At 61.1% G+C, this 24965-nt stretch carries 22 protein-coding genes; 16 read left to right on the top strand and 6 right to left on the bottom strand.

Annotation, left to right across the window (positions count from 1 at the left end):
• The first annotated feature begins 44 nt into the window (after nucleotides 1–44).
• The 6 genes from ppiB (at nucleotide 45) to ACJ8HT_RS09335 (ending at nucleotide 4967) form a co-directional block, all read left to right on the top strand.
• Complete coding sequence (gene ppiB, locus ACJ8HT_RS09360) at nucleotides 45–539, top strand: peptidylprolyl isomerase B (protein WP_004940183.1); 495 nt, start codon at nucleotides 45–47, stop codon at nucleotides 537–539.
• 10 nt (nucleotides 540–549) lie between these two features.
• A complete protein-coding gene (locus ACJ8HT_RS09355; RefSeq protein ID WP_049199956.1) occupies nucleotides 550–1272 on the top strand; it encodes a UDP-2,3-diacylglucosamine diphosphatase in 723 nt (240 codons plus the stop codon).
• A gap of 149 nt (nucleotides 1273–1421) precedes the next feature.
• Nucleotides 1422–1946, top strand: coding sequence for a 5-(carboxyamino)imidazole ribonucleotide mutase (purE, locus tag ACJ8HT_RS09350; protein ID WP_060423515.1), 525 nt, complete (start codon nucleotides 1422–1424; stop codon nucleotides 1944–1946).
• A complete protein-coding gene (purK, locus tag ACJ8HT_RS09345; protein WP_043146773.1) occupies nucleotides 1943–3010 on the top strand; it encodes a 5-(carboxyamino)imidazole ribonucleotide synthase in 1068 nt (355 codons plus the stop codon). Before purE ends, purK begins: the two co-directional genes overlap by 4 nt.
• Nucleotides 3011–3445: 435 nt before the next feature.
• Nucleotides 3446–4489 carry a hypothetical protein gene (locus tag ACJ8HT_RS09340; protein WP_197652270.1) on the top strand — a complete coding sequence of 348 codons (1044 nt, stop codon included), beginning with the start codon at nucleotides 3446–3448 and terminating at the stop codon, nucleotides 4487–4489.
• Between the two features lie 28 nt (nucleotides 4490–4517).
• Nucleotides 4518–4967, top strand: a complete 450-nt coding sequence (locus ACJ8HT_RS09335) for a C39 family peptidase (protein ID WP_197652271.1) — start codon at nucleotides 4518–4520, stop codon at nucleotides 4965–4967.
• A gap of 75 nt (nucleotides 4968–5042) precedes the next feature.
• Here ACJ8HT_RS09335 and ybbP read toward each other — a convergent pair whose 3' ends face one another.
• Both ybbP and ybbA read right to left on the bottom strand, forming a co-directional pair.
• Nucleotides 5043–7475, bottom strand: coding sequence for a putative ABC transporter permease subunit YbbP (gene ybbP, locus ACJ8HT_RS09330; RefSeq protein ID WP_197652272.1), 2433 nt, complete (start codon nucleotides 7473–7475; stop codon nucleotides 5043–5045).
• Nucleotides 7472–8158, bottom strand: a complete 687-nt coding sequence (ybbA, locus tag ACJ8HT_RS09325) for a putative ABC transporter ATP-binding protein YbbA (protein WP_004940192.1) — start codon at nucleotides 8156–8158, stop codon at nucleotides 7472–7474. Before ybbA ends, ybbP begins: the two co-directional genes overlap by 4 nt.
• On the opposite strand from ybbA, the gene tesA reads away from it, so the two are divergent.
• The 3 genes from tesA (at nucleotide 8129) to ACJ8HT_RS09310 (ending at nucleotide 10502) form a co-directional block, all read left to right on the top strand.
• Nucleotides 8129–8767, top strand: coding sequence for a multifunctional acyl-CoA thioesterase I/protease I/lysophospholipase L1 (gene tesA / locus ACJ8HT_RS09320; RefSeq protein WP_164268474.1), 639 nt, complete (start codon nucleotides 8129–8131; stop codon nucleotides 8765–8767). The genes ybbA and tesA overlap by 30 nt on opposite strands.
• A 26-nt stretch (nucleotides 8768–8793) precedes the next feature.
• On the top strand, nucleotides 8794–9570 hold the full coding sequence (locus tag ACJ8HT_RS09315) for an SDR family oxidoreductase (protein WP_197652273.1): 777 nt from the start codon (nucleotides 8794–8796) through the stop codon (nucleotides 9568–9570).
• Between the two features lie 77 nt (nucleotides 9571–9647).
• Nucleotides 9648–10502 carry a co-chaperone YbbN gene (locus ACJ8HT_RS09310; protein ID WP_197652274.1) on the top strand — a complete coding sequence of 285 codons (855 nt, stop codon included), beginning with the start codon at nucleotides 9648–9650 and terminating at the stop codon, nucleotides 10500–10502.
• Nucleotides 10503–10627: 125 nt separating this feature from the next.
• Here ACJ8HT_RS09310 and cfa read toward each other — a convergent pair whose 3' ends face one another.
• Nucleotides 10628–11779 (bottom strand): cyclopropane fatty acyl phospholipid synthase, encoded by a 1152-nt coding sequence (cfa, locus tag ACJ8HT_RS09305; RefSeq protein ID WP_197652275.1) that lies wholly within the window; start codon nucleotides 11777–11779, stop codon nucleotides 10628–10630.
• Nucleotides 11780–12098: 319 nt separating this feature from the next.
• Here cfa and ACJ8HT_RS09300 point away from each other — a divergent pair, with 319 nt between their 5' ends.
• Both ACJ8HT_RS09300 and ACJ8HT_RS09295 read left to right on the top strand, forming a co-directional pair.
• Nucleotides 12099–13004 carry an SPFH domain-containing protein gene (locus ACJ8HT_RS09300; protein ID WP_004940203.1) on the top strand — a complete coding sequence of 302 codons (906 nt, stop codon included), beginning with the start codon at nucleotides 12099–12101 and terminating at the stop codon, nucleotides 13002–13004.
• 2 nt (nucleotides 13005–13006) lie between these two features.
• Complete coding sequence (locus tag ACJ8HT_RS09295) at nucleotides 13007–13468, top strand: NfeD family protein (RefSeq protein WP_126180097.1); 462 nt, start codon at nucleotides 13007–13009, stop codon at nucleotides 13466–13468.
• Here the strand turns inward: ACJ8HT_RS09295 and cueR are convergent.
• Nucleotides 13465–13866 (bottom strand): Cu(I)-responsive transcriptional regulator, encoded by a 402-nt coding sequence (cueR, locus tag ACJ8HT_RS09290; protein WP_047728634.1) that lies wholly within the window; start codon nucleotides 13864–13866, stop codon nucleotides 13465–13467. The two genes, ACJ8HT_RS09295 and cueR, sit on opposite strands and share 4 nt — an antisense overlap.
• A gap of 108 nt (nucleotides 13867–13974) precedes the next feature.
• Between cueR and copA the strand changes: the two genes are divergently transcribed.
• The 3 genes from copA to ybaK all read left to right on the top strand — a co-directional run bounded on the left by copA (nucleotide 13975) and on the right by ybaK (nucleotide 18333).
• A complete protein-coding gene (copA, locus tag ACJ8HT_RS09285) occupies nucleotides 13975–16686 on the top strand; it encodes a copper-exporting P-type ATPase CopA (protein WP_197652276.1) in 2712 nt (903 codons plus the stop codon).
• Between the two features lie 132 nt (nucleotides 16687–16818).
• The gene (locus tag ACJ8HT_RS09280) at nucleotides 16819–17625 is read left to right on the top strand and encodes a TraB/GumN family protein (protein ID WP_197652277.1); all 807 of its coding nucleotides are present in this window, start codon (nucleotides 16819–16821) and stop codon (nucleotides 17623–17625) included.
• Between the two features lie 228 nt (nucleotides 17626–17853).
• Nucleotides 17854–18333, top strand: coding sequence for a Cys-tRNA(Pro)/Cys-tRNA(Cys) deacylase YbaK (gene ybaK / locus ACJ8HT_RS09275; protein WP_049272291.1), 480 nt, complete (start codon nucleotides 17854–17856; stop codon nucleotides 18331–18333).
• 10 nt (nucleotides 18334–18343) lie between these two features.
• Here ybaK and dacB read toward each other — a convergent pair whose 3' ends face one another.
• Entirely contained in the window at nucleotides 18344–19810 is a 1467-nt protein-coding gene (gene dacB / locus ACJ8HT_RS09270) for a D-alanyl-D-alanine carboxypeptidase/D-alanyl-D-alanine endopeptidase (protein ID WP_197652278.1), read from the bottom strand.
• A 149-nt stretch (nucleotides 19811–19959) separates the two neighbouring features.
• Nucleotides 19960–21612, bottom strand: coding sequence for a bifunctional UDP-sugar hydrolase/5'-nucleotidase UshA (gene ushA / locus ACJ8HT_RS09265; protein WP_194571505.1), 1653 nt, complete (start codon nucleotides 21610–21612; stop codon nucleotides 19960–19962).
• 178 nt (nucleotides 21613–21790) lie between these two features.
• Here ushA and ACJ8HT_RS09260 point away from each other — a divergent pair, with 178 nt between their 5' ends.
• Nucleotides 21791–23011: an MFS transporter gene (locus ACJ8HT_RS09260; protein WP_049272288.1), complete on the top strand. Its 1221-nt coding sequence runs from the start codon at nucleotides 21791–21793 to the stop codon at nucleotides 23009–23011.
• Between the two features lie 245 nt (nucleotides 23012–23256).
• Nucleotides 23257–24948 carry a YbaL family putative K(+) efflux transporter gene (gene ybaL / locus ACJ8HT_RS09255; protein WP_004940247.1) on the top strand — a complete coding sequence of 564 codons (1692 nt, stop codon included), beginning with the start codon at nucleotides 23257–23259 and terminating at the stop codon, nucleotides 24946–24948.
• Nucleotides 24949–24965 lie beyond the last annotated feature (17 nt).

Raw genomic sequence — 24965 nt, 5'->3', positions numbered from 1 at the left:
TCGCTTTACGTGACGTCTCACTTCACCTTGTTAGGATTAAAACTATGGTTACTTTCCACACCAATCACGGCGATATCGTTATCAAGACCTTTGCTGACAAAGCGCCGGTTACCGTTGAAAACTTCCTGAACTACTGCCGCGCCGGTTTCTACGACAACACCATCTTCCACCGTGTGATCAACGGCTTCATGATCCAGGGCGGCGGTTTCGAGCCGGGCATGAACCAGAAAGCGACCAACGCGACCATCAAGAACGAAGCCAACAACGGTCTGAAAAACACCATCGGCACCCTGGCAATGGCGCGCACCAACGATCCGCACTCCGCCACCGCACAGTTCTTCATCAACGTGGCTGACAACGACTTCCTGAACTTCCGCGGCGAAAACGTGCAGGGCTGGGGCTACTGCGTGTTCGCTGAAGTGGTTGAAGGCATGGACGTGGTCAACAAGATCAAAGGCGTGAAAACCGGCCGCAGCGGCATGCACCAGGACGTACCGGTAGAAGACGTCGTGATCAACAGCGTGACCGTCAGCGAGTAATCGCGGCTGCATGAGTACGCTGTTCATCGCAGATCTGCACTTGTGCGCACAGGAACCGGCAATCACTGCCGGTTTTCTGCGTTTTTTACGGCGCGAAGCGGTTCACGCCGACGCGCTGTACATCCTCGGCGACCTGTTTGAAGCCTGGATCGGCGACGACGATCCCGAGCCGCTGCACGCGGAGATCGCCGCGGCGCTGAAAGCGCTGCAACAGGCCGGCGTGCCCTGCTACTTCATCCACGGCAACCGCGATTTTCTGCTCGGCAAGCGCTTCGCCCGTGCCAGCGGCATGCAGCTGCTGCCGGAAGAGAAAGTGCTGGAGCTGTACGGCCGCAGGATCCTGATCCTGCACGGCGACACCCTGTGCACCGACGATCAGGCCTATCAGCAATTCCGCCGTAAAGTGCACAACCCGCTGATTCAAAAATTGTTCCTGGCGCTGCCGCTGCGCTGGCGACTGAAGATCGCCGCCAACATGCGCGCCCGCAGCCAGCAATCCAACCAGTACAAGTCGGAAGCCATCATGGACGTCAACCCGCAGGCAGTCGAACAGACTATGCTGCGCCACGACGTGCACTGGATGATCCACGGCCATACCCATCGCCCGGCGGTGCACCAGCTGGCGTTGAGCAACGGCGAAGCCCATCGCGCGGTGCTGGGCGCCTGGCACGTCGAAGGATCGATGGTCAAAGTCAGCGCCGACGCCGTCGAGCTGATCCAATTCCCATTCTGAGCCCCGGACTGGCGCGCGAGTGAAAATTCGCGCTTTCGGCGGTGAAAACCGGCGACGCAACCGTTTTCCTCGCCGTGCGCTCATGGTATGCTCTACGCCCTCATTCGGCCCTCAGCCGACGCCAGACAAATCACAGGAGCCTTACACCCATGGGAGCCAACGCCGCTTCAGCCGCCACTACCGGGGCGAAAATCGCAATTGTAATGGGATCGAAAAGTGACTGGGCCACCATGCAGTTCGCCGCCGAAGTCCTGACCCAGCTCGAAGTCCCCTTCCATGTCGAAGTCGTTTCCGCCCACCGTACGCCGGACAAGCTGTTCAGCTTCGCCGAGCAGGCTACCGCCAACGGCTTTGACGTGATCATCGCCGGCGCCGGCGGTGCGGCGCACCTGCCGGGCATGCTGGCGGCGAAAACCCTGGTGCCGGTGCTGGGTGTGCCGGTGCAAAGCGCCGCGCTGAGCGGCGTAGACAGCCTGTACTCCATCGTACAGATGCCGCGCGGCATTCCGGTGGGCACGCTGGCGATCGGCAAAGCTGGCGCCGCCAACGCCGGGCTGCTGGCGATGCAGATCCTGGCGCTGCACGACGCCGCGCTGGCGCAGCGTTTGGCGGACTGGCGTCGGGCGCAGACCGAAGAGGTATTGAACCACCCCGATCCGCGGGAGGACGCATGAAGCCAGTTTGCGTACTGGGCAACGGCCAGCTGGGGCGCATGCTGCGCCAGGCCGGCGAACCGCTGGGCATCGCCGTTTACCCCGTCGGCATCGATGCCGAGCCCGAGGCGGTGCCGTATCAGAACAGCGTCATTACCGCCGAGATCGAACGCTGGCCGGAAACCGCGCTAACGCGCGAGCTGGCGACCCACAGCGCCTTCGTCAACCGCGACATCTTCCCGCGCCTGGCCGATCGCCTGACGCAAAAACAGCTGCTCGACCAGCTCGGCCTGGCGACCGCGCCGTGGCAGCTGCTGGCGAGCGCCGCCGAATGGCCGCAGGTATTCGCTTCGCTGGGCGAGCTGGCGATCGTCAAACGCCGGGTCGGCGGCTATGACGGCCGCGGCCAATGGCGCTTGCGCCCGGGCCAGGAAGCCGAACTGCCGGCCGACGCCTATGGCGAGTGCATCGTCGAGCAAGGCATCAATTTCTCCGGCGAAGTGTCGCTGGTGGGCGCGCGCGGCCACGACGGCCGTTCGGTATTCTACCCGCTGACCCACAACCTGCATGAAGACGGCATCCTGCGCACCAGCGTGGCGCTGCCGCAGCCCAACCCGGCGCTGCAGCAACAGGCCGAGCAGATGCTGGCGGCGATCCTGAACGAGCTGAACTACGTCGGCGTGATGGCGATGGAGTGCTTTATCGTCGGCGATCGGCTGCTGATCAACGAACTGGCACCGCGCGTGCACAACAGCGGCCACTGGACGCAAAACGGCGCGTCCATCAGTCAGTTCGAGTTGCATCTGCGCGCCATCCTTGGCCTGCCGTTGCCGCAGCCGGTGGTGAGCACGCCGTCGGTGATGGTCAACCTGATCGGCACCGCCGTCAACGAACAGTGGCTGTCGCTGCCGCTGGTGCATCTGCACTGGTATGAGAAAGAGGTGCGCCCGGGCCGCAAGGTCGGCCACCTCAATCTGAACGACCCGAGCGCCGCCGATCTGCGCCAGGCGCTGCAGGCGCTGGCGCCGCTGCTGCCGGGCGAATACCAAAGCGGGCTGGCCTGGGCACAGCAGAAGCTGGCTTAAGGCTCACGCCGCCGAAAGTAAAAGGGGTTAGCCTTAGGCTAACCCCTTTATGGTTATCTTGATTGAGGAACAGAAAGCGGTTCCCTCCTAAAAAACATCAGATTAATATAAAAAACCCACCTCTGAAAAAACCAGCTCATCTATTTCTCCAACAATGGAATGTTTTTCGGCGATAGCAAACAAAAATGCTTTGGATTGACTATTATAAAAATAATCTAAAGGTGTTGAGTACCCCCTACCTTTTTGGGGTGCCACCTTTATAGAAAGGTTAGCAAAATAATTAAAATCAACCTAATGAAAGACGGTTGATGAGATATTTTCAGTGATATGCCATTTTCATTCACTCTATAAATGGACATGAAAATTGACAACTCAACCTGATACTCAGGTTGTGTATTGCCTGACAGATAATAATCACCATGGGCGGGTAATCACATGATTTCCAAAAAACTCAGCATATTAGCATGTATTGTCATTACCAGCTGTACCACACATGTCCCTGTGGACTATCAATATTATAGAACCAAAGCAAATGTTTCGGTAAAACTGACCAAGATAATAACCTGCACACCAGATGCCCTTCCAATCACGACGATCGCCTCACCAGAAATAGTCACCACTTATAGTGCTGACGATAGTAAACCTCCGTTAGTTTTTCATGCAGAAAAAACAACGGCTATTGGCTCGGATACCACTAGCAGCATGAGTTGGACGCCTGATTATAGATTGAAAGGAATCAATATGACTCATCATGGCCATGGCAAAGAGATCGTCGCTGCTATTGTTTCGAGTGTAAAAACTCTCGCACTCATAGCTGGAGGCGGCACTGATATTAATCAGAAAAACAAAAAAAAGCTCATTTGTAACTATGTAAAAAGAATGGGAAGTAATAATTCTTTATCTGTAATATTCCAATACAAAATGGATATCACACCCGAAACAACAAATAGTGTTTATTTAGAAAGCCTATCCCCGCCCGGAGCAGTGGAAAGTTTTAACGCTTTATACAGCGACAGACGTTTCAACCCAACGCTAACTTTCCCAAGAAAAAGCAAATATGCTATTTCACCGGTCACATTCACAAATGAGGAAGAGCAAAATAAAAATGCCGTCGCATTACCGCTTCAGAAAATACACTTGGTAACATTGCAAATAGTTGATGAAGGCAGCCCCGTAGCCGAAAGCACTATTCTGGTCCCTGGTGATGAAATCTATTACATCCCCGTTCCAAAAGCCGCACTGTTTGGCGATACCTCATTTACACTCAATACAACCCCAGCGGTAGCACCTGAGACAATTTCTTATAGCAATCTAGATAAAACAGCTGAAGCCATCATTGCAGGAAATGACGCTGCAAACTTACTCACTCCCCAAATGTGGCAACAAAACGAAATCGATCGTGCAAACCGCGAACGCGAAATGATTAAAGCAAATGAAAAACTGGCCGCATGCCTGGCAACCCCCAAGGACTGCAATTAGCGAAAATATCATACAATGAGAGATAACCATGCCTATATTAAATGTTACAATGCGCCAACAAGGAAAAACCAATTGGTGTTGGGCTGCCGTCACAGAAGCCATCCGAAATTACTACGCCCCATACTCCCCAGATCCCAAAACACAGCAGGAAATTGTCAGAACAATATATCCTGGACTGGAAAATCAAAAATACGTCATAGAATATGTTATGAATGAAAACTACAGCAATCAAGCAAAAGGATTTCTTCCATTCAAAGATATTATGACTGAGATCGACAATGGAAGACCAATATGCTGTATGAGCGGAATAAATGTCTTGGACTATCATTACACATTACTTATTGGTTACTATCGGGCTCCCGACAGAGTAATCATTCTCGATTCAAACAGTGATAACAATCTCGTTCAGGCACAAGCTATAGTCTCATCCATTTTTTCAAAAAATTTGTTTATGGCTTATTTCACGCAGCCCGCTTAGTTTCGCAGCACTCTATACAACATCTTTCGCCCCGTTCAGTACAACAAGAACGGGGCGAAAGATTACTGGGAATATTTATTCCTCATAGCTGCGGAACAGCGCCCGGCCGCGCAGCAGGCGCACGCCCAGCCAGCCGCCGCACAGCGACAGCAGCAGCGCGCTGGCCAGCGGCAGCGCCCACCACAGCACCGGCGTCGGCGTCCACGGGAAGTCGAATACCCGGCTCTGCAGCAGCCACAGCGCCGCCTCGGCGCCCACCGCCGCCGCGATGCCCGCCACCAGCCCCAGCAGGGCGAACTCGCACCACAGCGTGCGGCGCAGCAGCCGTTTGCCGGCCCCCAGCGTGCGGTACACCACCAGCTCCTGGCGGCGCTGACGCATGCCGACCTGCACCTGCGCCAGGAGCAGCAGGCCACCGCACAGCACCACCAGCACCACCATCACCTCCAGCGCGCGGCTGACCTGCTGCAGCACGCCGCCGACCTGTTTCAGGATCGCGCCGATGTCCAGCAGGCTGAGCGTCGGGAACTGGCGGTTGAGCTGAGTCAGCATCTGGCCGTCGCCGTCGTAGCGGAAGCTGGTAAGCCAGGTCTGCGGCTGGCCGTCCAGCGCGCCCGGCGGGAAGATAAAGTAAAAATTCGGCTTCAGGCTTTCCCAATCCACCTGGCGCAGGCTGGTGACCTTGGCGCTGAACGCCTGGGTATCGCCGCTGAAGGTCAGCGTGTCGCCCAGCTTGATCTTCAGCCGCCCGGCAATGCCTTCATCCATCGAGACTTCGCCGCTTTTCGGCGGCCAGCTGCCCGCCACCAGCGGATTATGATCCGGCAGATCGGCCAGCCAGGTCAGGTTCAGCTCGCGGTTCACCGCCTCGCCGCCCGGATCGTCTTCATGCACCCGCTCGGTCGCCAGCTGCTGGTTTATCTCGGTCAGGCGCACCCGTACGATCGGATAATAGGTTTCCGGCTTGATCTGGTGCTGCTGCAGGAAGGTTTTCACCTGCGGCACCTGCGCCTCGGTCATGTTGAGCAGGAAATAGTTCGGGCTGTCAGGCGGTAGCTGTTGCTGCCAGCGTTCGAGCAGATCGCCGCGCAGCACCAACAGCAGCGCCAACAGCATGAACGACAGCGAGAATGCCGCCAGCTGGCTGATGGTCACCCACGGCTGATGCAACAGGCGGTTAACCGCCAGCCGCAGCGCCAGGCTCTTGAGCGTGATGCGGCGCAGCAGCAGCAGGCTGCCCCAGCCGATGCCGCCCAGCAGCAGCGCCAGCACCGCCATACCGGCCAGGATCGCCCACAGCAGCGTGCTGGCCCCCATCAGCGTCACCAGCAGCGCCACCACGACCGCAGCCGTCACCGGCAGGAAGTAGCGCAGCGGCCACACATTGGCCACCACATCGCGGCGCAGCACCCGCAGCGGTTGGGTAGCCAGCAGCTGACGGTACGGCCGCAGCCCGACCAGCAGTGAAATCAGCACCAGCGCGCCGAGCGCCCAGAGCCACGGCCAGGCGCCGGCGGCGGGCAACGCGGCCGGCAATACCGGCTTCAGCAGGCGAATCAACAGCGCTTCAAACGCCAGCCCGATCGCCCCGCCGCACACCGCCGCCAGCGCCATCACCGCCAGCCACTGGCCGACGATCAGCTTACGCAGCGCGCCGCGCCCGGCACCAAGGGTTTTCAATACCGCGATCAGATCGTAGCGGCTGCGGCAATAGTGGCTCATCGCCACCGCCACGGCGGCGATCGACAACAGCAGCGTCAGCAGGGCCGACAACAGCAGGAACTGTTGGGATCGCTGCAGCGACTTGCCGAGCGCGCTGCCGGACTCCTGCAGCCCGAACCAGCGCTGATCCGGCGTCAACTGCGGCGTCAGCCGTTCTTCGTAACGTTGAATATCCGGCTCGGCGCCGGCGAACATATAGCGGTAGGTCAGGCGGCTGCCCGGCTGCACCGCGCCGGTCTTATCGACGTCCGCCAGGTTGATCATAATGCGCGGCGCGGTCTGGAACGGGTTGAAGCCGGCGTCCGGCTCCTGAATGATTTCGCCGGCGATGCGCAGCGTGGTGTCGCCCACCTCGAGCGAATCCCCGACTTTCACGTTCAGCAGCGCCAGCAGACGCGGCGCCACCAGCACGCTGCCCGGTTCGGGCTTGATGTTGGCCGGGCGCGTTTCCAGCTTGCCGTACAGCGGATAGGCCAGATCGGTGGCTTTCACGTCCGCCAGTTGCGGCCGATCGCCGGCATAGGTCATGGTGGTGAACGACAGCTGACGGCTCAGCTTCAGCCCCTGCTGCTGCGCGTCCAGCAGCCAGCCTTCGGGCACCGGATGCGCGCTGCGCAGCACCCGATCGCCGGCGATAAAGTCGCGGCTCTGTTGGCTGAGCCCTTTGTCCATGCGATCGCTGATGCTGCCCAGCGCCAGCACGCAGGCAACGGAGAGCGTCAACGCCAGCCAAACGATCAGCAGCGACGGCGAGCGCCATTCGCGCCAGAACCAGCGCCAGATCATGCTTCCTCCCACAGCTTGCCTTCACGCAGCCGCAGCCGCCGCTGGCAACGCGCCGCCAGGGTTTCGTCGTGGGTCACCAGGATCAGGGTGGTGTCAAAATCGCGGTTGAGGGAAAACAGCAGGTCGGCGATGCGATCGCCGGTCTGACGATCGAGGTTGCCGGTGGGTTCATCGGCGAACAGCACCCGCGGCCGACCGCTGAAGGCGCGCGCCAGCGCCACCCGCTGCTGCTCGCCGCCGGACAGCTGCGCCGGCAGGTGATCGAGCCGTTTCCCCAATCCCAGCTGTTCCAGCAGCTGCACCGCCTGCTCGCGGCTTTGCCTGTCGCTCTCGCCGCGCAGCAGCGCCGGCAGCTGCACGTTTTCCAGCGCGTTCAGCGTCGGCACCAGCATGAACGACTGAAACACGAAGCCGACGTTCCTGGCGCGCAGCGCGGCGCGGCCTTCTTCGTCCAACGCGGTCAACGACTCGCCGAGCAGGCGCACCTCGCCCTCGCTGCCGTCATCCAGCCCGGCCAAAATGCCCAGCAGGGTCGATTTCCCCGATCCGGATTCGCCGATCAGGGCGATCGTCTGCGCGGGTTTGACAAGCAGCTCGACTCCGGTAAGGATGGTGAGCTGATGCTCACCTTGACCAACGTGTTTACTAAGATGATGAACTTCAAGAACGTTTTCCGCTGGCATCTTCCCTTCCTTTTGCTGTTGGGATTATTCAGTTTACGCGCTGTCGCCGCCGATACCTTGTTGATTTTGGGCGACAGTTTAAGCGCCGGCTACCGCCTGCCGATCGAGCGGGCCTGGCCGACGCTGTTGGCCGAACAGTGGCAGAAAAAACCGGGCGCGCCACAGCTGGTCAACGCCAGCATCAGCGGCGACACCGCCGCGCAGGGGCTGGCGCGTCTGCCCGCGCTGCTGAAACAGCATCAGCCGCGCTGGGTGCTGATCGAGCTGGGCGCCAACGACGGCCTGCGCGGTTTCCCGGCGCAGGACGTACAGCGCGATCTCGGCCAGATCATCACACAGGTGCAGCAGGCCGGCGCACAGCCGCTGCTGATGCAGATCCGCATCCCGCCGAACTACGGCCGCCGCTATACCGAGGCGTTCAGCGCCGTTTACCCGGCGCTGGCCAAGCAGTTCAACATTCCGCTGCTGCCGTTCTATATGGAACAGGTGGTGGTGAAGCCGGAATGGATGCAGGATGACGGATTGCACCCCAATGGGGACGCCCAGCCGTTTATCGCCACCTGGATGGCGGAGCGCCTGGAACCGCTAGTAAAACATGAGTCTAACTAAATTAGGGTCGTACACTAGGTAAAGTTATGCAAAAAGCAGTATTGATAACCGGCTGCTCCAGCGGGATTGGACTGATTGCGGCGCAGGATCTGCGCAATCGCGGCTACCGGGTGCTGGCCGCCTGTCGCAAGCCGCAGGACGTGGAAAACATGCGCCAGCTCGGGCTGGAAGGCATCGAGCTGGATCTGGACGACAGCGCCAGCGTCGAGCGCGCCGCCGCCGAGGTGATCGCGCTGACCGGCGGCCGCCTGTACGGCCTGTTCAACAACGGCGGCTTCGGCGTTTACGGCCCGCTCAGCCGCATTTCGCGCAGCCAGCTGGAGCGGCAGTTCGCCACCAACCTGTTCGGCACCCACCAGCTGACCCAGCTGCTGTTGCCCGCGATGTTGCCGCACGGCGAAGGGCGCATTATCCAGGCCAGCTCGGTGATGGGGCTAGTCTCCAGCGCCGGGCGCGGCGCCTACGCCGCCAGCAAGTTCGCGTTGGAGGCCTGGTCGGACGCACTGCGCATGGAGCTGCACGGCAGCGGCATTCAGGTCAGCCTGATCGAACCGGGGCCGATTTCCACCCACTTTAGCCAGAACGTCAACCAGGCGCAGAGCGACAAGCCGGTGCACAATCCCGGCATCGCCAAGCGCCTGACGCTGCCGCCGGAGGCCATTCTGCCCAAGCTGCGCCACGCGCTGGAAAGCCCGCGCGCCAAACTGCGCTACCCGGTGACCCTGCTGGCGCACGCCATGAGCGTGCTGCGCCGCATTCTGCCGGGCCGCTGTCTGGATTGGCTGCTGCGCAGCAACGCTTAATTCGCCCGCCGGGGTTGAAGAATGGCGGCGCGCCCCCATCTACACCCCATGGCTCCGCACGATCAGAGAGAAAAAAGATGCTAGCTCAAGCTGTTGTTGATATTAACGAAACTAACCTGCACCAGACGCTGGAACAATCGATGTCCATTCCGGTGCTGTTCTACTTCTGGTCCGAGCGCAGCCAACACTGCCTGCAGCTCACGCCGGTGCTGGACAAGCTGGCGGCGGAATACGCCGGTCAGTTCATTCTGGCCAAGGTGGACTGCGACGCCGAACAGATGATCGCCTCCCAGTTCGGGCTGCGCTCCATTCCGACGGTCTACCTGTTCAAAGACGGCCAACCGGTCGACGGCTTCCAGGGCCCGCAGCCGGAAGAAGCGATCCGCGACTTGCTGCAGCGTTTCCTGCCGAAGGAAGAAGATCTGAAACTGGCGCAGGCGCAGGAACTGCTGGCCGCCGGCAACGCCGCCGAAGCGCTGCCGCTGCTGAAAGACGCCTGGCAGAGCAGCCAACAGCGCAGTGACATCGGCCTGACCCTGGCCGAAACCCAGATCGCGCTCAGCCGCAGCGAAGACGCCGAAGCGGTGCTGGCGACCATCCCGCTGCAGGATCGCGATACCCGCTATCAGGGCCTGGTGGCGCAGATTGAACTGTTGAAGCAGGCGGCGGACACGCCGGAAATCCAACAGCTGCAACAGCAGGTGCAGCAGCAGCCGGACAACGTTGAGCTGGCAGTGCAGCTGACGCTGCAGCTGCATCAGGTCGGGCGTAACGAAGAAGCGCTGGAACTGCTGATGGGGCATCTGAAGAAAGATCTGGCCGCCGCCAACGGCAACGCGCGCAAGACCCTGATGGACATTCTGGCCGCGCTCGGCACCGGCGACGCGCTGGCCGCTAAGTATCGCCGCCAGCTGTACTCCCTGCTGTACTGATATCCGTCATACCTGAAGCTGCATCCAGCCGGCAAACGTGAGAAGCCCTGGGAGCTTAGATAACTAAGTGACCAGGGGTTCGAACGTGCAGCCAACAACGATGCGGCGGAAAAGACGAAGGGATATCAACGATAGACCCGCACCCCGCCCTCCACGCCCGTTGGGCTGAACAACACCTGCCACAGCTGAATGTTGCGCGAACGGAACGCGCCGGCGCAGGCGTTCAGGTAGTAAGTGAACATGCGCTCGAAGCGCTCGGAATAACCGCCCGCCAGATCCGGCCACGCCCGTTTGAAGTTCTCCAGCCAGGCCATCAGCGTGCGATCGTAATCGGCACCAAAGTTGTGCCAATCCTCCATCACGAAACGCCCCTCGCTGGCCTCGGCGATATGCCGCACCGAAGGCAGGCAGCCGTTGGGGAAGATGTATTTGTCTATCCAGGCGTCGACGTTAAGATCGGTCTGATTGGAACCGATAGTGTGCAGCAGGAACAGGCCGTCCGGCTTCAGGTTGCGCGCCGCGACGCTGAAATAGGTCTCATAGTTTTTCGGCCCGACGTGCTCGAACATGCCGACCGACACGATGCGATCGAACTGGCGATCCAGATCGCGGTAATCCTGCAGCAAGATCTCGACGTCCAGCCCCGCGCAGCGTGCCTGCGCCAGCTTCTGCTGCTCGGCGGAAATGGTCACGCCGTGCACCGAGACGCCGTAGTTTTGCGCCGCAAATTGCGCCAACCCGCCCCAGCCGCAGCCGATATCCAGCAGCGTCATGCCCGGTTTCAGCTGCAGTTTTTCGCAGATCATCCGCAGCTTGGCCTGCTGCGCCTGCTCCAGCGTCTGCGCCTCTTTCCAGTAGCCGCAGGAGTATTGCATGTAAGGGTCAAGCATCACCCGGAACAGGTCGTTGCCGATGTCGTAGTGCTCTTTGCCCACCTGCCAGGCGCGCTTGCGCGATTGGCGGTTGAACAGCCGGGCATAGGCGACACGCGCGATGTCGCTCAGGCTTTTCGGCAGCCGCTCATCGACGCCGGCCTGCAGAATGCGGGTGAACAGCATGTCCAGCCGTTCGCACTCCCACCAGCCGTCCATATAGCCTTCGCCGAAACCAAGCGAACCTTCCTGCAAAATGCGTTTGAACAGCGCCGGGTTGTGCACCCGGATATCCCAGGCGCGCGGGCCGTTGATGGCGACGCCGGCTTCCGCCAACATCTCCTCCACAATGCGATACCAGCGATCCTTCTTCTGGGCGAGTTCATCAACACTGAGCGAATCCATAACAATCCTTGGCCGAAATGTCATTTCAAAAAGCATAGTCGCAAATAAAAATGACAAATTTTTGACGGTAAATACCGAGGTGTTTTTACTCTAGCCAAGGCGAGCAACATCATGAAATGAATAAAAATTATTGAAATCATGCCATTTAGGCATACTTATTTTTTAGCTGTGCCACACTTGTCGTGATAGCACTCTGTTCCAGACGCAAGATCCGCTGTTCGCCGGTTTGGTCAGCGCCCTGGATTAAGTCGCGGTAACGGTAGGCATTTTTCCGGCGCTGACGTAATATCTGTTTACATATGTCTGACAGGAGGTTTGCATGCTTACTTTTATTCCCATCGTGATCGTCGTCGCGCTGATTGTGGTGTTCGCCGGCGTCAAAATTGTGCCGCAGGGGTTCCAATGGACGGTAGAACGCTTCGGCCGCTACACCAAAACGCTGATGCCGGGCCTGAACCTGGTGGTGCCGTTCATGGACCGCATCGGCCGTAAAATCAACATGATGGAACAGGTTTTGGACATTCCCTCGCAAGAGGTGATTTCCCGCGATAACGCCAACGTCGCCATCGACGCGGTGTGCTTTATCCAGGTGGTCGATCCGGCGCGCGCCGCCTACGAGGTCAGCAACCTCGAACAGGCGATCGTCAACCTGACCATGACCAACTTCCGTACCGTGCTCGGCTCGATGGAGCTGGACGAAATGCTGTCGCAACGCGACAGCATCAATAGTCGCCTGCTGCACATCGTCGATGAAGCGACCAATCCGTGGGGGGTGAAAATCACCCGTATCGAGATCCGCGACGTGCGGCCACCGGCGGAACTGATCGCCTCGATGAACGCCCAGATGAAGGCCGAACGTACCAAACGCGCCGACATCCTCGAGGCGGAAGGGGTGCGCCAGGCGGCCATTCTGCGCGCCGAGGGGGAGAAACAATCGCAGATCCTGAAGGCCGAGGGCGAACGCCAGTCGGCGTTCCTGCAGGCGGAAGCGCGTGAACGCGCCGCCGAGGCCGAGGCACGCGCCACCCAGCTGGTGTCCGACGCCATCGCCAGCGGCAACATTCAGGCGGTGAACTACTTCGTGGCGCAGAAATACACCGACGCGCTGCAGAAGATCGGTTCCTCCAACAACAGCAAGGTGGTGATGATGCCGCTGGACGCCAGCAGCCTGCTTGGCTCGATCGGCGGCATTACCGAGCTGCTGAAAGAAAGCAAAGGCAAATAATCATGCTCGAACTGATCGCGGCGAATCCGCTGTGGTTTTGGCTCTCTCTCGGGGGCGTGTTGCTGGCAGCGGAAATGCTCGGCGCCGGCGGCTACCTGCTGTGGAGCGGCGTGGCGGCGCTGTTGGTCGGCGCTCTGATCTGGCTGCTGCCGCAGCTCTCCTGGGAGTGGCAGGGCGTAATCTTCGCCGCCCTGACCGTCGTCGTCGCCTACCTTTGGTGGTACTGGCTGCGCCGGCGCCCCACGGCCGCATCCGGCGGCTCGCCGGTGCTTAACCAGCGCAACCGTCAGCTGATCGGCACCCGCGCCACGCTGACGGAGCCAATGCACAACGGCATGGGGCGCATCAATATCGGCGACAGCAGCTGGCGTGCTCAGGCGGCGGAAGATCTGCCCGCCGGCACCGAAGTGGAAGTGGTGGCAGTGGAAGGGGTCACGCTGGTGATCCGCGCCATCAAGCGTTAATTAGAACGGCAACACCCCGCCAGGTTGTTGATGATGGGGCACTCCGCCCCCTCGTCGCCCGGACATTGGTCGGCCAGCGCCAGCAGGCGCTGGCGCATTTCGCCCAGTTCGCTGATGTGCCTTTCGATCTCCGCCACCTTCTGCAGCGTGCGCGCCTTCACGTCGGCGCTGTGGCGGGCCGGATCGTTGAACAACGCCACCAGCTCGCGGCACTCGTCCAGGTTGAAGCCCACCTGCCGCGCCTGGCGCAGCAGCGTCAGCTCTTCAACGTGCCTGGCGGAATAGTGGCGGTAACCGTTATCGCTGCGGATCGGGGCGGTAATCAGCGCTTTCTCTTCGTAAAAACGAATCGTCTTGCTGGTTAGCCCGGTTTTTTTCGCGACGTCGCTAATATTCATTTTCCCTCCTTGACCTTACCCTTGCTGGAAGGTTTAAGCTCCATTCTTAGTGAAAACAGGTCAGGCGGTCAACCTTTAAACACCGCCCTTTAAGCAAGGAGTTCAATCATGTCACACACCACTATGCTGGCATTGCAGGGCCTGTCCTGCATGAACTGCGCGCAGCGGGTGAAAAAAGCCCTGGAAAGCCGCAGCGATGTCGAACAGGCGGACGTTAACGTGCATTACGCCAAAGTAACCGGCGACGCGCCGGACGGCGCGCTGATCGACAGCGTGATCGCCGCCGGTTATCAGGCCGAAGTCGCGCCGCATGCCGATACCGAACTGCAATTGAGCGGCCTGAGCTGCATGCACTGCGTCGGCACCACCCGCAAGGCGCTGGAAGCGGTGCCGGGCGTGTTCGCCGCCGACGTCGCTATCGACGGCGCGAAAGTGTACGGCGATGCCGATCCACAGGCGCTGATCGCCGCGGTGGAAGATGCCGGTTATCACGCCAGCGTAGCGGGCGCCGTCGCCCCAAAAACTGAGCCGTTGACTGACGCAACACCTTCGTTGCCGGACGTTCAGCCAGCGGCGCAATCTCCCCTTCCGGCAACCGACGGCGCGGACGACAGCGTACAGCTGCTGCTCAGCGGCATGACCTGCGCCAGCTGCGTCAATAAAGTGCAGCAGGCGCTGCAAAGCGTTCCCGGCGTAGAGCATGCGCGCGTCAACCTGGCGGAACGCAGCGCACTGGTGACCGGCGCCGCCGATGCGCAGGCGCTGGTGGCGGCGGTGGAAAAAGCCGGCTACGGCGCCGAAATGATTCAGGATGAAACCGAGCGCCGCGAGCGCCAGCAGCAGACCGCACGCGCCAACATGAAGCGCTTTAGCTGGCAGGCGGCGCTGGGTCTGGCGTTGGGTATCCCACTGATGGCCTGGGGGCTGTTCGGCGGCAGCATGACGCTGACGCCGGAAACCCAGCGCCCCTGGCTGCTGGTCGGCGTCATCACCCTGGCGGTGATGGTGTTCGCCGGTGGGCACTTCTACCGCAACGCCTGGCGTGCGCTGATGAACGGCGGCGCCACCATGGATACCCTGGTGGCGCTCGGTACCGGCGCCGCCTGGCTTTACTCGATCGCCGTCAACATTTGGCCCGATTTCTTCCCGATGGAGGCGCGCCACCTCTATTACGAGGCCAGCGCGATGATTATCGGCTTGATCAACCTCGGCCATGCGCTGGAGCAGCGTGCTCGCCAGCGTTCTTCGCAGGCGCTGGAGCGGTTGCTGGATCTGACGCCGCCTACCGCGCGGTTGGTAACCGACGACGGCGAGCGCGATATTCCCTTGGCGGAGGTGCAGCTCGGCATGACGCTGCGGCTGACCACCGGCGATCGCGTGCCGGTCGACGGTGAAATCGTGCAGGGTGAAGTCTGGCTCGATGAAGCGATGCTGACCGGCGAAGCGGTACCGCAGCAGAAAGGCCCCGGCGATACGGTGCATGCCGGGACGGTGGTCGACGACGGCAGCGTGCTGTTCCGCGCCGCCGCCATCGGCAGCCAAACCACGCTGGCGCGCATCATCAAACTGGTGCGCCAGGCGCAGAGCAGTAAACCGGCGATTGGCCAACTGGCCGACCGCGTCTCGGCGGTGTTCGTGCCGGCGGTGGTGGCGATCGCCCTGTTCAGCGCGGCGATGTGGTACTTCTTCGGACCGCAGCCGCAGCTGGTCTATACACTGGTGATCGCCACCACGGTGCTGATCATCGCCTGCCCGTGCGCATTGGGATTGGCGACGCCGATGTCGATCATCTCCGGCGTGGGCCGCGCGGCGGAGTTCGGCGTGCTGGTACGCGACGCCGACGCCCTGCAGCAGGCCAGCCAGCTGGACACCCTGGTGTTCGACAAAACCGGCACCCTGACCGAAGGGAAACCGCAGGTGGTGGAGATCCTGACCTTCAATCAGGTCAGCGAGCAGCAGGCGATCGGCTTGGCCGCCGCGCTGGAGCAAGGTTCCAACCACCCGCTGGCGCGCGCCATCATGGAACGCGCCGCCGGGCAAACGCTGCCGCAGGTCGCGCAGTTCCGCACCCTGCGCGGCGCCGGCGTCAGCGGGGAAATCGACGGCGTGCAGGTGCTGCTGGGCAACGCCGCGCTGTTGGAACAGCATCAGGTTGCGACCGCCGAACTGGAAGCGCCGATGCGCGCCCAGGCCGAACGCGGCGTGACGCCGGTGCTGCTGGCCGTTGACGGTAAACCGGCCGCGCTGTTCGCCATTCGCGATCCGCTGCGCGAGGACAGCGTCGCGGCGCTGCAGCGCCTGCACCAGCAGGGCTATCAGCTGGTGATGCTGACCGGCGACAACCCGGTGACCGCCAACGCCATCGCCAAAGAGGCCGGCATCGATCGGGTGATTGCCGGGGTGCTGCCGGACGGCAAAGCGGCAGCGATCAAGCAGCTGCAGGCGCAGGGCCAGCGCGTGGCGATGATCGGCGACGGCATCAACGACGCCCCGGCGCTGGCGCAGGCCGACGTGGGCATCGCGATGGGCGGCGGCAGCGACATCGCCATCGAGACCGCCGCCATCACCCTGATGCGCCACAGCCTGCACGGCGTGGCGGATGCGGTAGCGCTGTCGAAGGCCACGCTGCGCAACATGAAGCAGAACCTGTTCGGCGCCTTTATCTACAATACGCTGGGTATCCCGATCGCCGCGGGCGTGCTCTACCCGCTGACCGGCACGCTGCTCAGCCCGGTAGTGGCGGGCGCGGCGATGGCGCTGTCGTCGATTACCGTAGTCAGCAACGCCAACCGGCTGCTGCGTTTTAAACCCAGGAAGTGATCGCCGGGGCGCCGTCATGGCGCCCCGCTGTTTTCCGGGCTTTCCTGTGCGGCGGATAGCGTTTAGCATGAATGACGATTTCCCTCGCTTTTCATGCTGAAACGCGCACCCGTTATTCAGGAGCCACGCCGTATGGGTCAACTGTTACGCCGCCTCGCCGCCTTTCTCGGCCTGATCTCGCCCAAACGTTACGCTTATCCGGCGTTGGACATCACTCTGCCGGGCGATCGTCGGCTGCATCTGGTGGGCAGCATCCATATGGGCACCGTCGATATGTCGCCGTTGCCGCCCCGACTGGCCGCCCGGCTGCAACAGGCCGACGCGCTGATCGTCGAAGCCGATATCACCGATTCCGCCTCGCCTTTCGACCACGCCGAGCTGCAGCTGGCGCTGGAACAGCGCCTGTCCGCCGAAGAATATCAACGGCTGCTGGCGCTGTGCCATGAGCTGGGCGCCGATCCAGACGCCTTCGCCACCCTGCCCGGCTGGCAGGTCGCGCTGATGATGCAGGCGCGCCAGGCCCAGCGTCTGGGGCTGCGGGCAGAGTACGGCGTGGACTATCAGTTGCTGCAGGCCGCCCGGGCGCAGGACAAACCGGTGATCGAGCTGGAAGGGGCGCAGCAGCAGCTGGCGATGCTGGAACAGCTGCCGGAAGGCGGCATTGCGCTGCTGCGCGATACGCTGGAGCACTGGCATACCAACGCGCGGCTGCTGCAAACCATGGTGAGCTGGTGGCTGGACGCCAAACCGCGCGGCACGCTGGACACTCTGCCCGCTACCTTCAGCGCCGGGCTGTACGACGTGCTGATGCATCAGCGCAATCGCGACTGGCGGCGTCAGCTGGAGGCGCTGCCGGCCGGGGACTATGTGGTGGCGGTTGGCGCATTGCACCTGTACGGCGAGGATAACCTGCCGGCGATGCTGCAGCCGCAGGGCTAAAAAAGAGGCCAATATCGCTATTGGCCAGTCAAAGAGGAATTTCTTGTATTCTAGTTATACGCATAGCAACCGTGTTAACGGTTACAGTAAACAGGGTAGCAACCCGGTGAATATCTTGGCAACCCGCTTTATGTAACAGCCGCTCAGGTTGCCGGGCAGGTCGGATTTTTGTATTTTTAAAGCTGGTTATCACCCTTCCCCCGCAGGGGACATTCTGGACAACACATCATGACGCCCGCAGTCGTTCTGCTCGAAAAACAAAAGGTCACCTTTACCCTTCATCCGTATCACCACGACAGCGACGAAACTAATTTCGGCGACGAAGCGGTGAGAAAGCTGGGGCTGGATGCCGATCGGGTTTACAAAACCTTGCTGGTAGCGCTGAACGGCGACGCCAAACACCTGGCGGTGGCGGTCACGCCGGTCGCCACCCAGCTGGATCTGAAAAAGGTCGCCCGCGCCCTCGGCGCCAAAAAGGCCGAGATGGCCGATCCGCAGCTGGCGCAGCGCGTCACCGGGTATCTGGTGGGCGGCATCAGCCCGCTGGGGCAGAAAAAACGGCTGCCGACGGTGATCGACAGCCCGGCGCAAGCGTTCGCCACCATCTACGTTTCCGGCGGCAAACGCGGGCTGGACATCGAGCTGGCCGCCGCCGATCTGTGCCGCCTGCTGGCCGGCAGCTTCGCCGACATCGCCAAGCGCGACTAACGCCGCGCGCTCAGCGGCACACTACCGTGGCGTCACAGGCCGCCAGCGTCTCGACCAGGCGGTCCTCCAGCACCTTCACCTCCGCGCCGGGCACCAGATAGTTGTTGCTGATGATCGCGAACGCCAGCGGCCGTCCGGTCGCCGAGTCGACATAGCCGCTGAGCGACGATACTCCGGTCATGGAGCCGCTCTTGGCGTGGGCGCGGCCCGCCGCCGCCGTCTTCACCATGCGGCTCTGCAGCGTACCGCCCACCAGCAATCCCGGCTGGCCCGCGATGGGCAAGGCGTTATACCAGGCGGCAAACCACGGCTGTTTCCTGGCCGCCAGCAGCAGCGTCGTCAGCTGCTGCGCCGTGATCTGATTCATGCGCGACAGCCCGGAACCGTCTACCTGACGGTACGCGCCGGCCGCGATGCCCTGGCTTTGCACAAACTGACCGATCGCCTGCAGGCCGGCGGCCCAATCCCCCTTGCCCTGCGTCTTGCGGCCCATCGCTTTGGTCAGTACCTCGCCGTAACCGTTGTTGGACAGCTTCAGGAAGGTGACGGCCAGGCGGGAGAGCGGCGGCGAGGTTTTTTCGGCCAGCAACCGGGCATCAGCAGGGGTCACGCCCTCTTCAGCGTTACCGCGCAGCGTGATGCCGTGCGCGCGCAGCGCATGTTGCAATAAGGCGCCGATCACGCGGGCCGGTTGATCGACGGTGATCAATCGCGAGCGGGTCTCCGCCTGCGCGGCGATGGTGCCGCTGACCACGATTCGGTTGCTTCCCGGCTGGCGATCGAACGTCAGTGCGGTGTCGCCGCCGGTGGTGGTGCGGTTGACCAGCGTCACCGCGTCATTGGCGGGATAGAAACTCACCCGCCCTGGCGCACCGGCGCGGGCGCCCGGCTGCACGTCCACCCGCACCACGTTGATATCGCCGCCGGGGGTAAAGGCGTAGTTCAGCGCCGAGATCGGCGCGCCGAAAGCGAAGGGTTCGTCGTCCCAGCTCCAGCCGGCGCCGAAGGGCGTTTGATCGAACGCGCTGGCGTCCAGGATCAGCCGCCCATGAATATGGCGAATGCCGCGCTGCGCCAGCGTGGCGGCGAAGGTGTCGAGATCGTCAGGGTGCAACGTCGGATCGCCGCTGCCCTGCAGATAGAGATCCCCCTGCAAGGTGTCGCCACGCTGCTCGCCGGTGGTCAGCAGCCGGGTTTCAAACCGGTAATCCGCCCCCAGCACGCCGAATGCCGCCAGAGAAGTGAACATCTTCATGTTGGAAGCCGGCGCCAGGCGCTGCTGCGCGTGCGCCTGATACAGCACGGTGCCGCTGTCGGCATCGCGCACCATCACGCCGCTCGAAGCGCCAACCAGCGCCTTGTCTTGGCCGATGGCCGCCAGCGCTTGGCTGAGCGTTTGCTCATGGCGTTGGCCGGATGACGAACACCCCGCCAGCGCCAGGATGGCGGGCAGCAGCCAGCCTGCGGTTTTCAACATGTCATCTCCCAGCTTGCGTTATCAAAACCAAATTGTTGCTCAGGCTATCATTGGAAGGCGGCGGCGGCGACTTTTGCGTGCGTTTGAAGGCGGATTTCGGCGGGAAAACAGGCGGCCCGCCCACGGGGGGCAGGCCGCTGCGGTGGCGATTAGCGATAAACGATCTCGCCCTTCGGTTCGTAAGCCGCCGCATCCAGCGGCGAGTGTTTCTCGATGTACTGCTTGAGCACCTCGGCATCGATAAAACCGGTGTTGACGTAGCTCGGCAGCCCGTCCAGCTTCGGATAGCCGTCGCCGCCCAGCGCGTTGAAGTTCAGCGTCGCCATGCGGTAGGTTTTATCCGCCTGCAGCGGCTGGCCGTTGATCTTCACCTCGCTGACGCCCTTACCGTCCGCCACCAGGCTGACGTTGGCGAACTGGGCGTAGGCGCCGGAGTCCGGCTTCATGTTGGCCACCACTGCCAGGTACTGCTCAATCTCGCTGCCTTTCATATCGACATGCACCAGGGTGTTGCCGAACGGCTGTACCTTGAGCACGTTTTTGTAGGTGATATCGCCACTTTCAATGGAATCGCGCACCCCACCGCCGCTCATCACCGCGAAGTCGGCATCGGCGCGCTCCCTCTGCGCGGCCAACATCACCCGCGCCAGGTTGGTCTGCACGAAGCGCACCTTGCTGCGATCGCCCTCCAGCTTGCCGTTAACGCTGCCGATCTTCACGCTCAGCTGCTCCTTGCCCTTCTCCTGGAACGGCGTCAACAGCTTCATCATGGTCGGATCTTCCGCGATCTGCTGGGTGTAATACACGCGCTCGCTGGTGCCGTCCGCCTTCTCCACCTTCTTCTTCAGGTTCACCGGTATCAGTTGATAATGCACCAGCTTCAACTCACCGTTACGGAATTCGAAGTCGGCGCGGCCCACGTATTTGCCCCACTCATGCGCCTGCACGATCCAGGTGCCGTTTTGGCGATCCGGTGAGCACGGCGTGCCCGGCACATAGTCCACCTGCTTACGGTTGTCACCGGCCATGCACACCGGATCCTGCGAGTGGCCGCCGACGATCATGTCGAGATACCCGGCCGGCAGGCTGCGCGCCATCTCCACGTCGCCCGGCGCGTTGGAGCCGTGTTCACCGTTGTCGTAGTGCCCCATGTGGGTAGCGGCGATGATCACGTCCGGTTTCTCGTCCTTGCGCAATTGCTCCACCACGCGCTTCGCCTCCGGCGCCGGCACGCGGAATTCAATGTCGGTAAAGTACTCCGGGTTGCCCATTTTCGCGGTGTCGTCGGTCGTCAGGCCGATCACCGCGATCTTGATGCCCTGCTTGTCGAACAAGGCGTAAGGCTTGAACAGCCGCTGGCCGGTGCTTTTCTGATAGATGTTGGCGGACAGCAGCGGGAAGGTCGCCCACTTCTCCTGCTGGCGCAGTACGCTCAGCGGGTTGTCGAATTCGTGGTTGCCGATCGCCATCGCGTCGTAACCCACCAGGTTCATGCCGCGGAAGTCCGGCTCGGCGTCCTGCAGATCCGATTCCGGCACGCCGGTGTTGATATCGCCGCCCGACAGCAGCAGCAGGCTGCCGCCCTGCGCCGCCACTTCCTGACGAATGCCGTCCACCAGCGTTTTCTGCGCGCCCAGGCCGTATTCGCCGTGATCGTTCTGCCAGAAGTGACCGTGATGATCGTTGGTGTGCAGAATGGTGATGGCGTAGGTCTTATCCTTTTCCCAGGCACTGGCAGCCCCCGACAGCAACGTCAGGGAAACGGCCAACGCGCATGCGGTGGTTTTCAGCGAAAAGCGCATGGCGGATCTCCGTGTATTAAATGGCTTTTATGATGAGGGCGAAATTGTAGCGCGAATTAATGACAGCTGATTTCAAATTTTTGCGATGTGAGTCTAATTATTTCAGATATGGTAAAAATTGAGCGCCCTGCCTAAGATGTCATCTCTGTGCTCAACAACTTATCAGGCTAATAATAATATGACCGACAGTAGCCAAAGCGCGATGCCGCCCGCCAAGGGCAGCGCGGTGAAGGGAACCGCCTTCTCCATCCTTGGCGCCATCAGCGTGTCTCACCTGCTCAACGATATGATCCAGTCGCTGATCCTGGCGATTTACCCGATCCTGCAAGCCGATTTTCACCTCAGCTTCGTGCAGATCGGCATGATTACCCTGACCTATCAGCTGACGGCCTCGCTGCTGCAGCCGCTGATTGGCTATTACACCGATAAACACCCGCAACCTTACTCGCTGCCGATCGGCATGGGCTTTACCCTGTCCGGCCTGCTGCTGCTGTCGGTGGCGAGCACCTTTCCGCTGGTGCTGCTGGCGGCGGCGCTGGTGGGCACCGGCTCATCGGTCTTCCACCCGGAATCCTCGCGCGTGGCGCGCATGGCCTCCGGCGGCCGGCACGGCCTGGCACAGTCGCTGTTCCAGGTCGGCGGCAACTTCGGCAGCTCGCTCGGCCCGCTGCTGGCGGCGCTGATCATCGCGCCTTACGGCAAGGGCAACGTCGCCTGGTTCTCGCTGGCGGCGCTGCTGGCGATCGTGGTGTTGCTACAGGTCAGCAAGTGGTATCAACATCAGCACCGGGCAACTAAAGGGCAGCCGAAAAGCCCGTCGCTGCTGAAACCGCTGCCAAAACGTACCGTTGCCTACTCGCTGGGCATCCTGCTGGTGCTGATTTTCTCCAAATACTTCTATCTGGCCAGTATCAGCAGCTATTACACCTTTTATCTGATACATAAGTTCGGCGTTTCGGTGCAGAATGCACAGATTCACCTGTTCGCCTTCCTGTTCGCAGTGGCGGCCGGCACCATTATCGGTGGGCCTCTCGGTGACAAGATAGGGCGCAAATATGTTATTTGGGGCTCCATTCTCGGTGCGGCACCGTTCACCCTTGTTTTACCCTATGCATCCCTGTATTGGACCGGCATTTTGACGGTGATCATCGGGGTTATTCTCGCCTCGGCGTTCTCCGCCATCCTGGTCTATGCGCAGGAGCTGATCCCCGGTAAAGTCGGCATGGTTTCCGGCTTATTCTTCGGTTTTGCTTTCGGTATGGGTGGGTTAGGTGCGGCAGTTCTTGGTTATGTCGCCGATTTGACCAGTATCGAGCTGGTCTACCAAATCTGTGCTTTCCTGCCGCTGATCGGCATTATCACGGCGCTACTGCCCAATATGGAGCATAAAGCGCAATAACCCCGCTGAATGCCCGGATGAAATTATTTATTCATGCGGGTTATCCCACGGATAAACCAATTTTATTTGGCTTATCTGACACAAAATCTCCTCATTGCCACGCCTTAAGTGAAATCCTCTGCTTTTTTACAAAAAAGGCCAAATTAGCCAAGCAAGCCGCGAACAAATGCAATAAACTAAATGTATCTTTTCGTAACTTTGTTGCGTTTCTCCCGTGCCGCGATGCATAGCCAGAAGGAGTATGGATGCATAATTCAACACCGCTCATCACCACCATCGTCGGAGGGTTAGTACTCGCCTTCCTCCTCGGCATGCTGGCGAACCGCCTGCGCATCTCCCCTCTGGTGGGGTATCTGGCCGCAGGGGTGCTCGCCGGCCCGTTCACCCCCGGTTTCGTCGCCGATACCTCACTGGCGCCGGAACTGGCGGAAATCGGCGTTATCCTGTTGATGTTCGGTGTTGGCCTGCACTTCTCTTTGAAAGACCTCCTCGCAGTAAAATCTATCGCCATTCCCGGCGCCGTGGCGCAGATAGCCGTCGCTACCCTGCTCGGCATGGGGCTGTCCAAGCTGCTCGGCTGGGATCTGATCTCCGGTCTGGTGTTCGGCCTCTGCCTCTCCACCGCCAGCACCGTGGTGCTGCTGCGTGCCCTGGAGGAACGGCAGCTGATCGACAGCCAGCGCGGGCAAATCGCCATCGGCTGGCTGATCGTAGAAGATTTGGCGATGGTGCTGACGCTGGTCTTGCTGCCCGCCTTCGGCAATATGCTGGGCAACGACAACGCCAGCAGCAGCCAGCTGCTGATGGAGCTGGCGCTGACCATCGGTAAGGTCATCGCCTTCATTGCGTTGATGATCGTGGTCGGCCGCCGCCTGGTGCCGTGGATCCTGTCGAAAACCGCCAGCACCGGCTCGCGCGAGCTGTTCACCCTGGCGGTATTGGCGCTGGCGCTCGGCATCGCCTACGGCGCGGTGAAGCTGTTCGACGTCTCCTTCGCGCTGGGCGCCTTCTTCGCCGGCATGGTGCTGAACGAGTCCGAACTGAGCCACCGTGCGGCGCACGACACCCTGCCGCTGCGCGACGCGTTCGCGGTGCTGTTCTTCGTCTCGGTCGGCATGCTGTTCGATCCGATGATCGTGATTAACGAACCGCTGGCGGTGCTGGCGACGCTGGCAATCATCGTGTTCGGCAAATCTGCCGCCGCGTTCCTGCTGGTGAAAATGTTCGGTCATTCCAAGCGCACCGCGCTGACCATTTCCGCCAGCCTGGCGCAGATCGGCGAGTTCGCCTTTATTCTGGCGGGCCTCGGCATCGCGCTCGGCATGATGTCGGAACACGGGCGCAATCTGGTGCTGGCCGGCGCCATTCTGTCCATCATGCTCAACCCGCTGCTGTTCACCCTGCTGGAGCGCTATCTGGCCAAAACCGAAACCATCGAAGAGCAAATTCTCGAAGAGGCGGTGGAAGAAGAGAAGCAGATCCCGGTGGACATGTGCAACCACGCGCTGGTGGTCGGCTATGGCCGTGTCGGCAGCCTGCTGGGCGGCAAACTGGCCGAGGCGGGCATTCCGCTGGTGGTGATCGAGAACTCCCGCCCACGGGTGGAAGCGCTGCGCGAACAGGGCATCAAGACGGTGCTGGGCAACGCCGCCAATCCGGAAGTGATGGATCTGGCGCGGCTCGACTGCGCGCGCTGGCTGCTGCTGACCATACCCAACGGCTATGAGGCCGGCGAGATCGTCGCCTCGGCGCGCGCCAAGCGGCCGAACATCGAGATCATCGCCCGCGCCCACTACGACGACGAAGTGGCCTACATCACCGATCGCGGCGCTAATCAGGTGGTGATGGGCGAACGGGAGATCGCCAACAGCATGCTGAACATCCTGCAGCTGGACACCCTGAGCGAAGAAGAAAAAATGGGCGGCTGTCCGATCTGAAGCGCCACGGCGCACAA

Origin of the sequence: Serratia sp. CY44782, from assembly GCF_052168715.1 — a bacterium.
GTDB lineage: Bacteria > Pseudomonadota > Gammaproteobacteria > Enterobacterales > Enterobacteriaceae > Serratia > Serratia nevei.
Note: the sequence above shows the minus strand (reverse complement) of the source record. Positions and strands in the feature narration are given on the sequence as shown.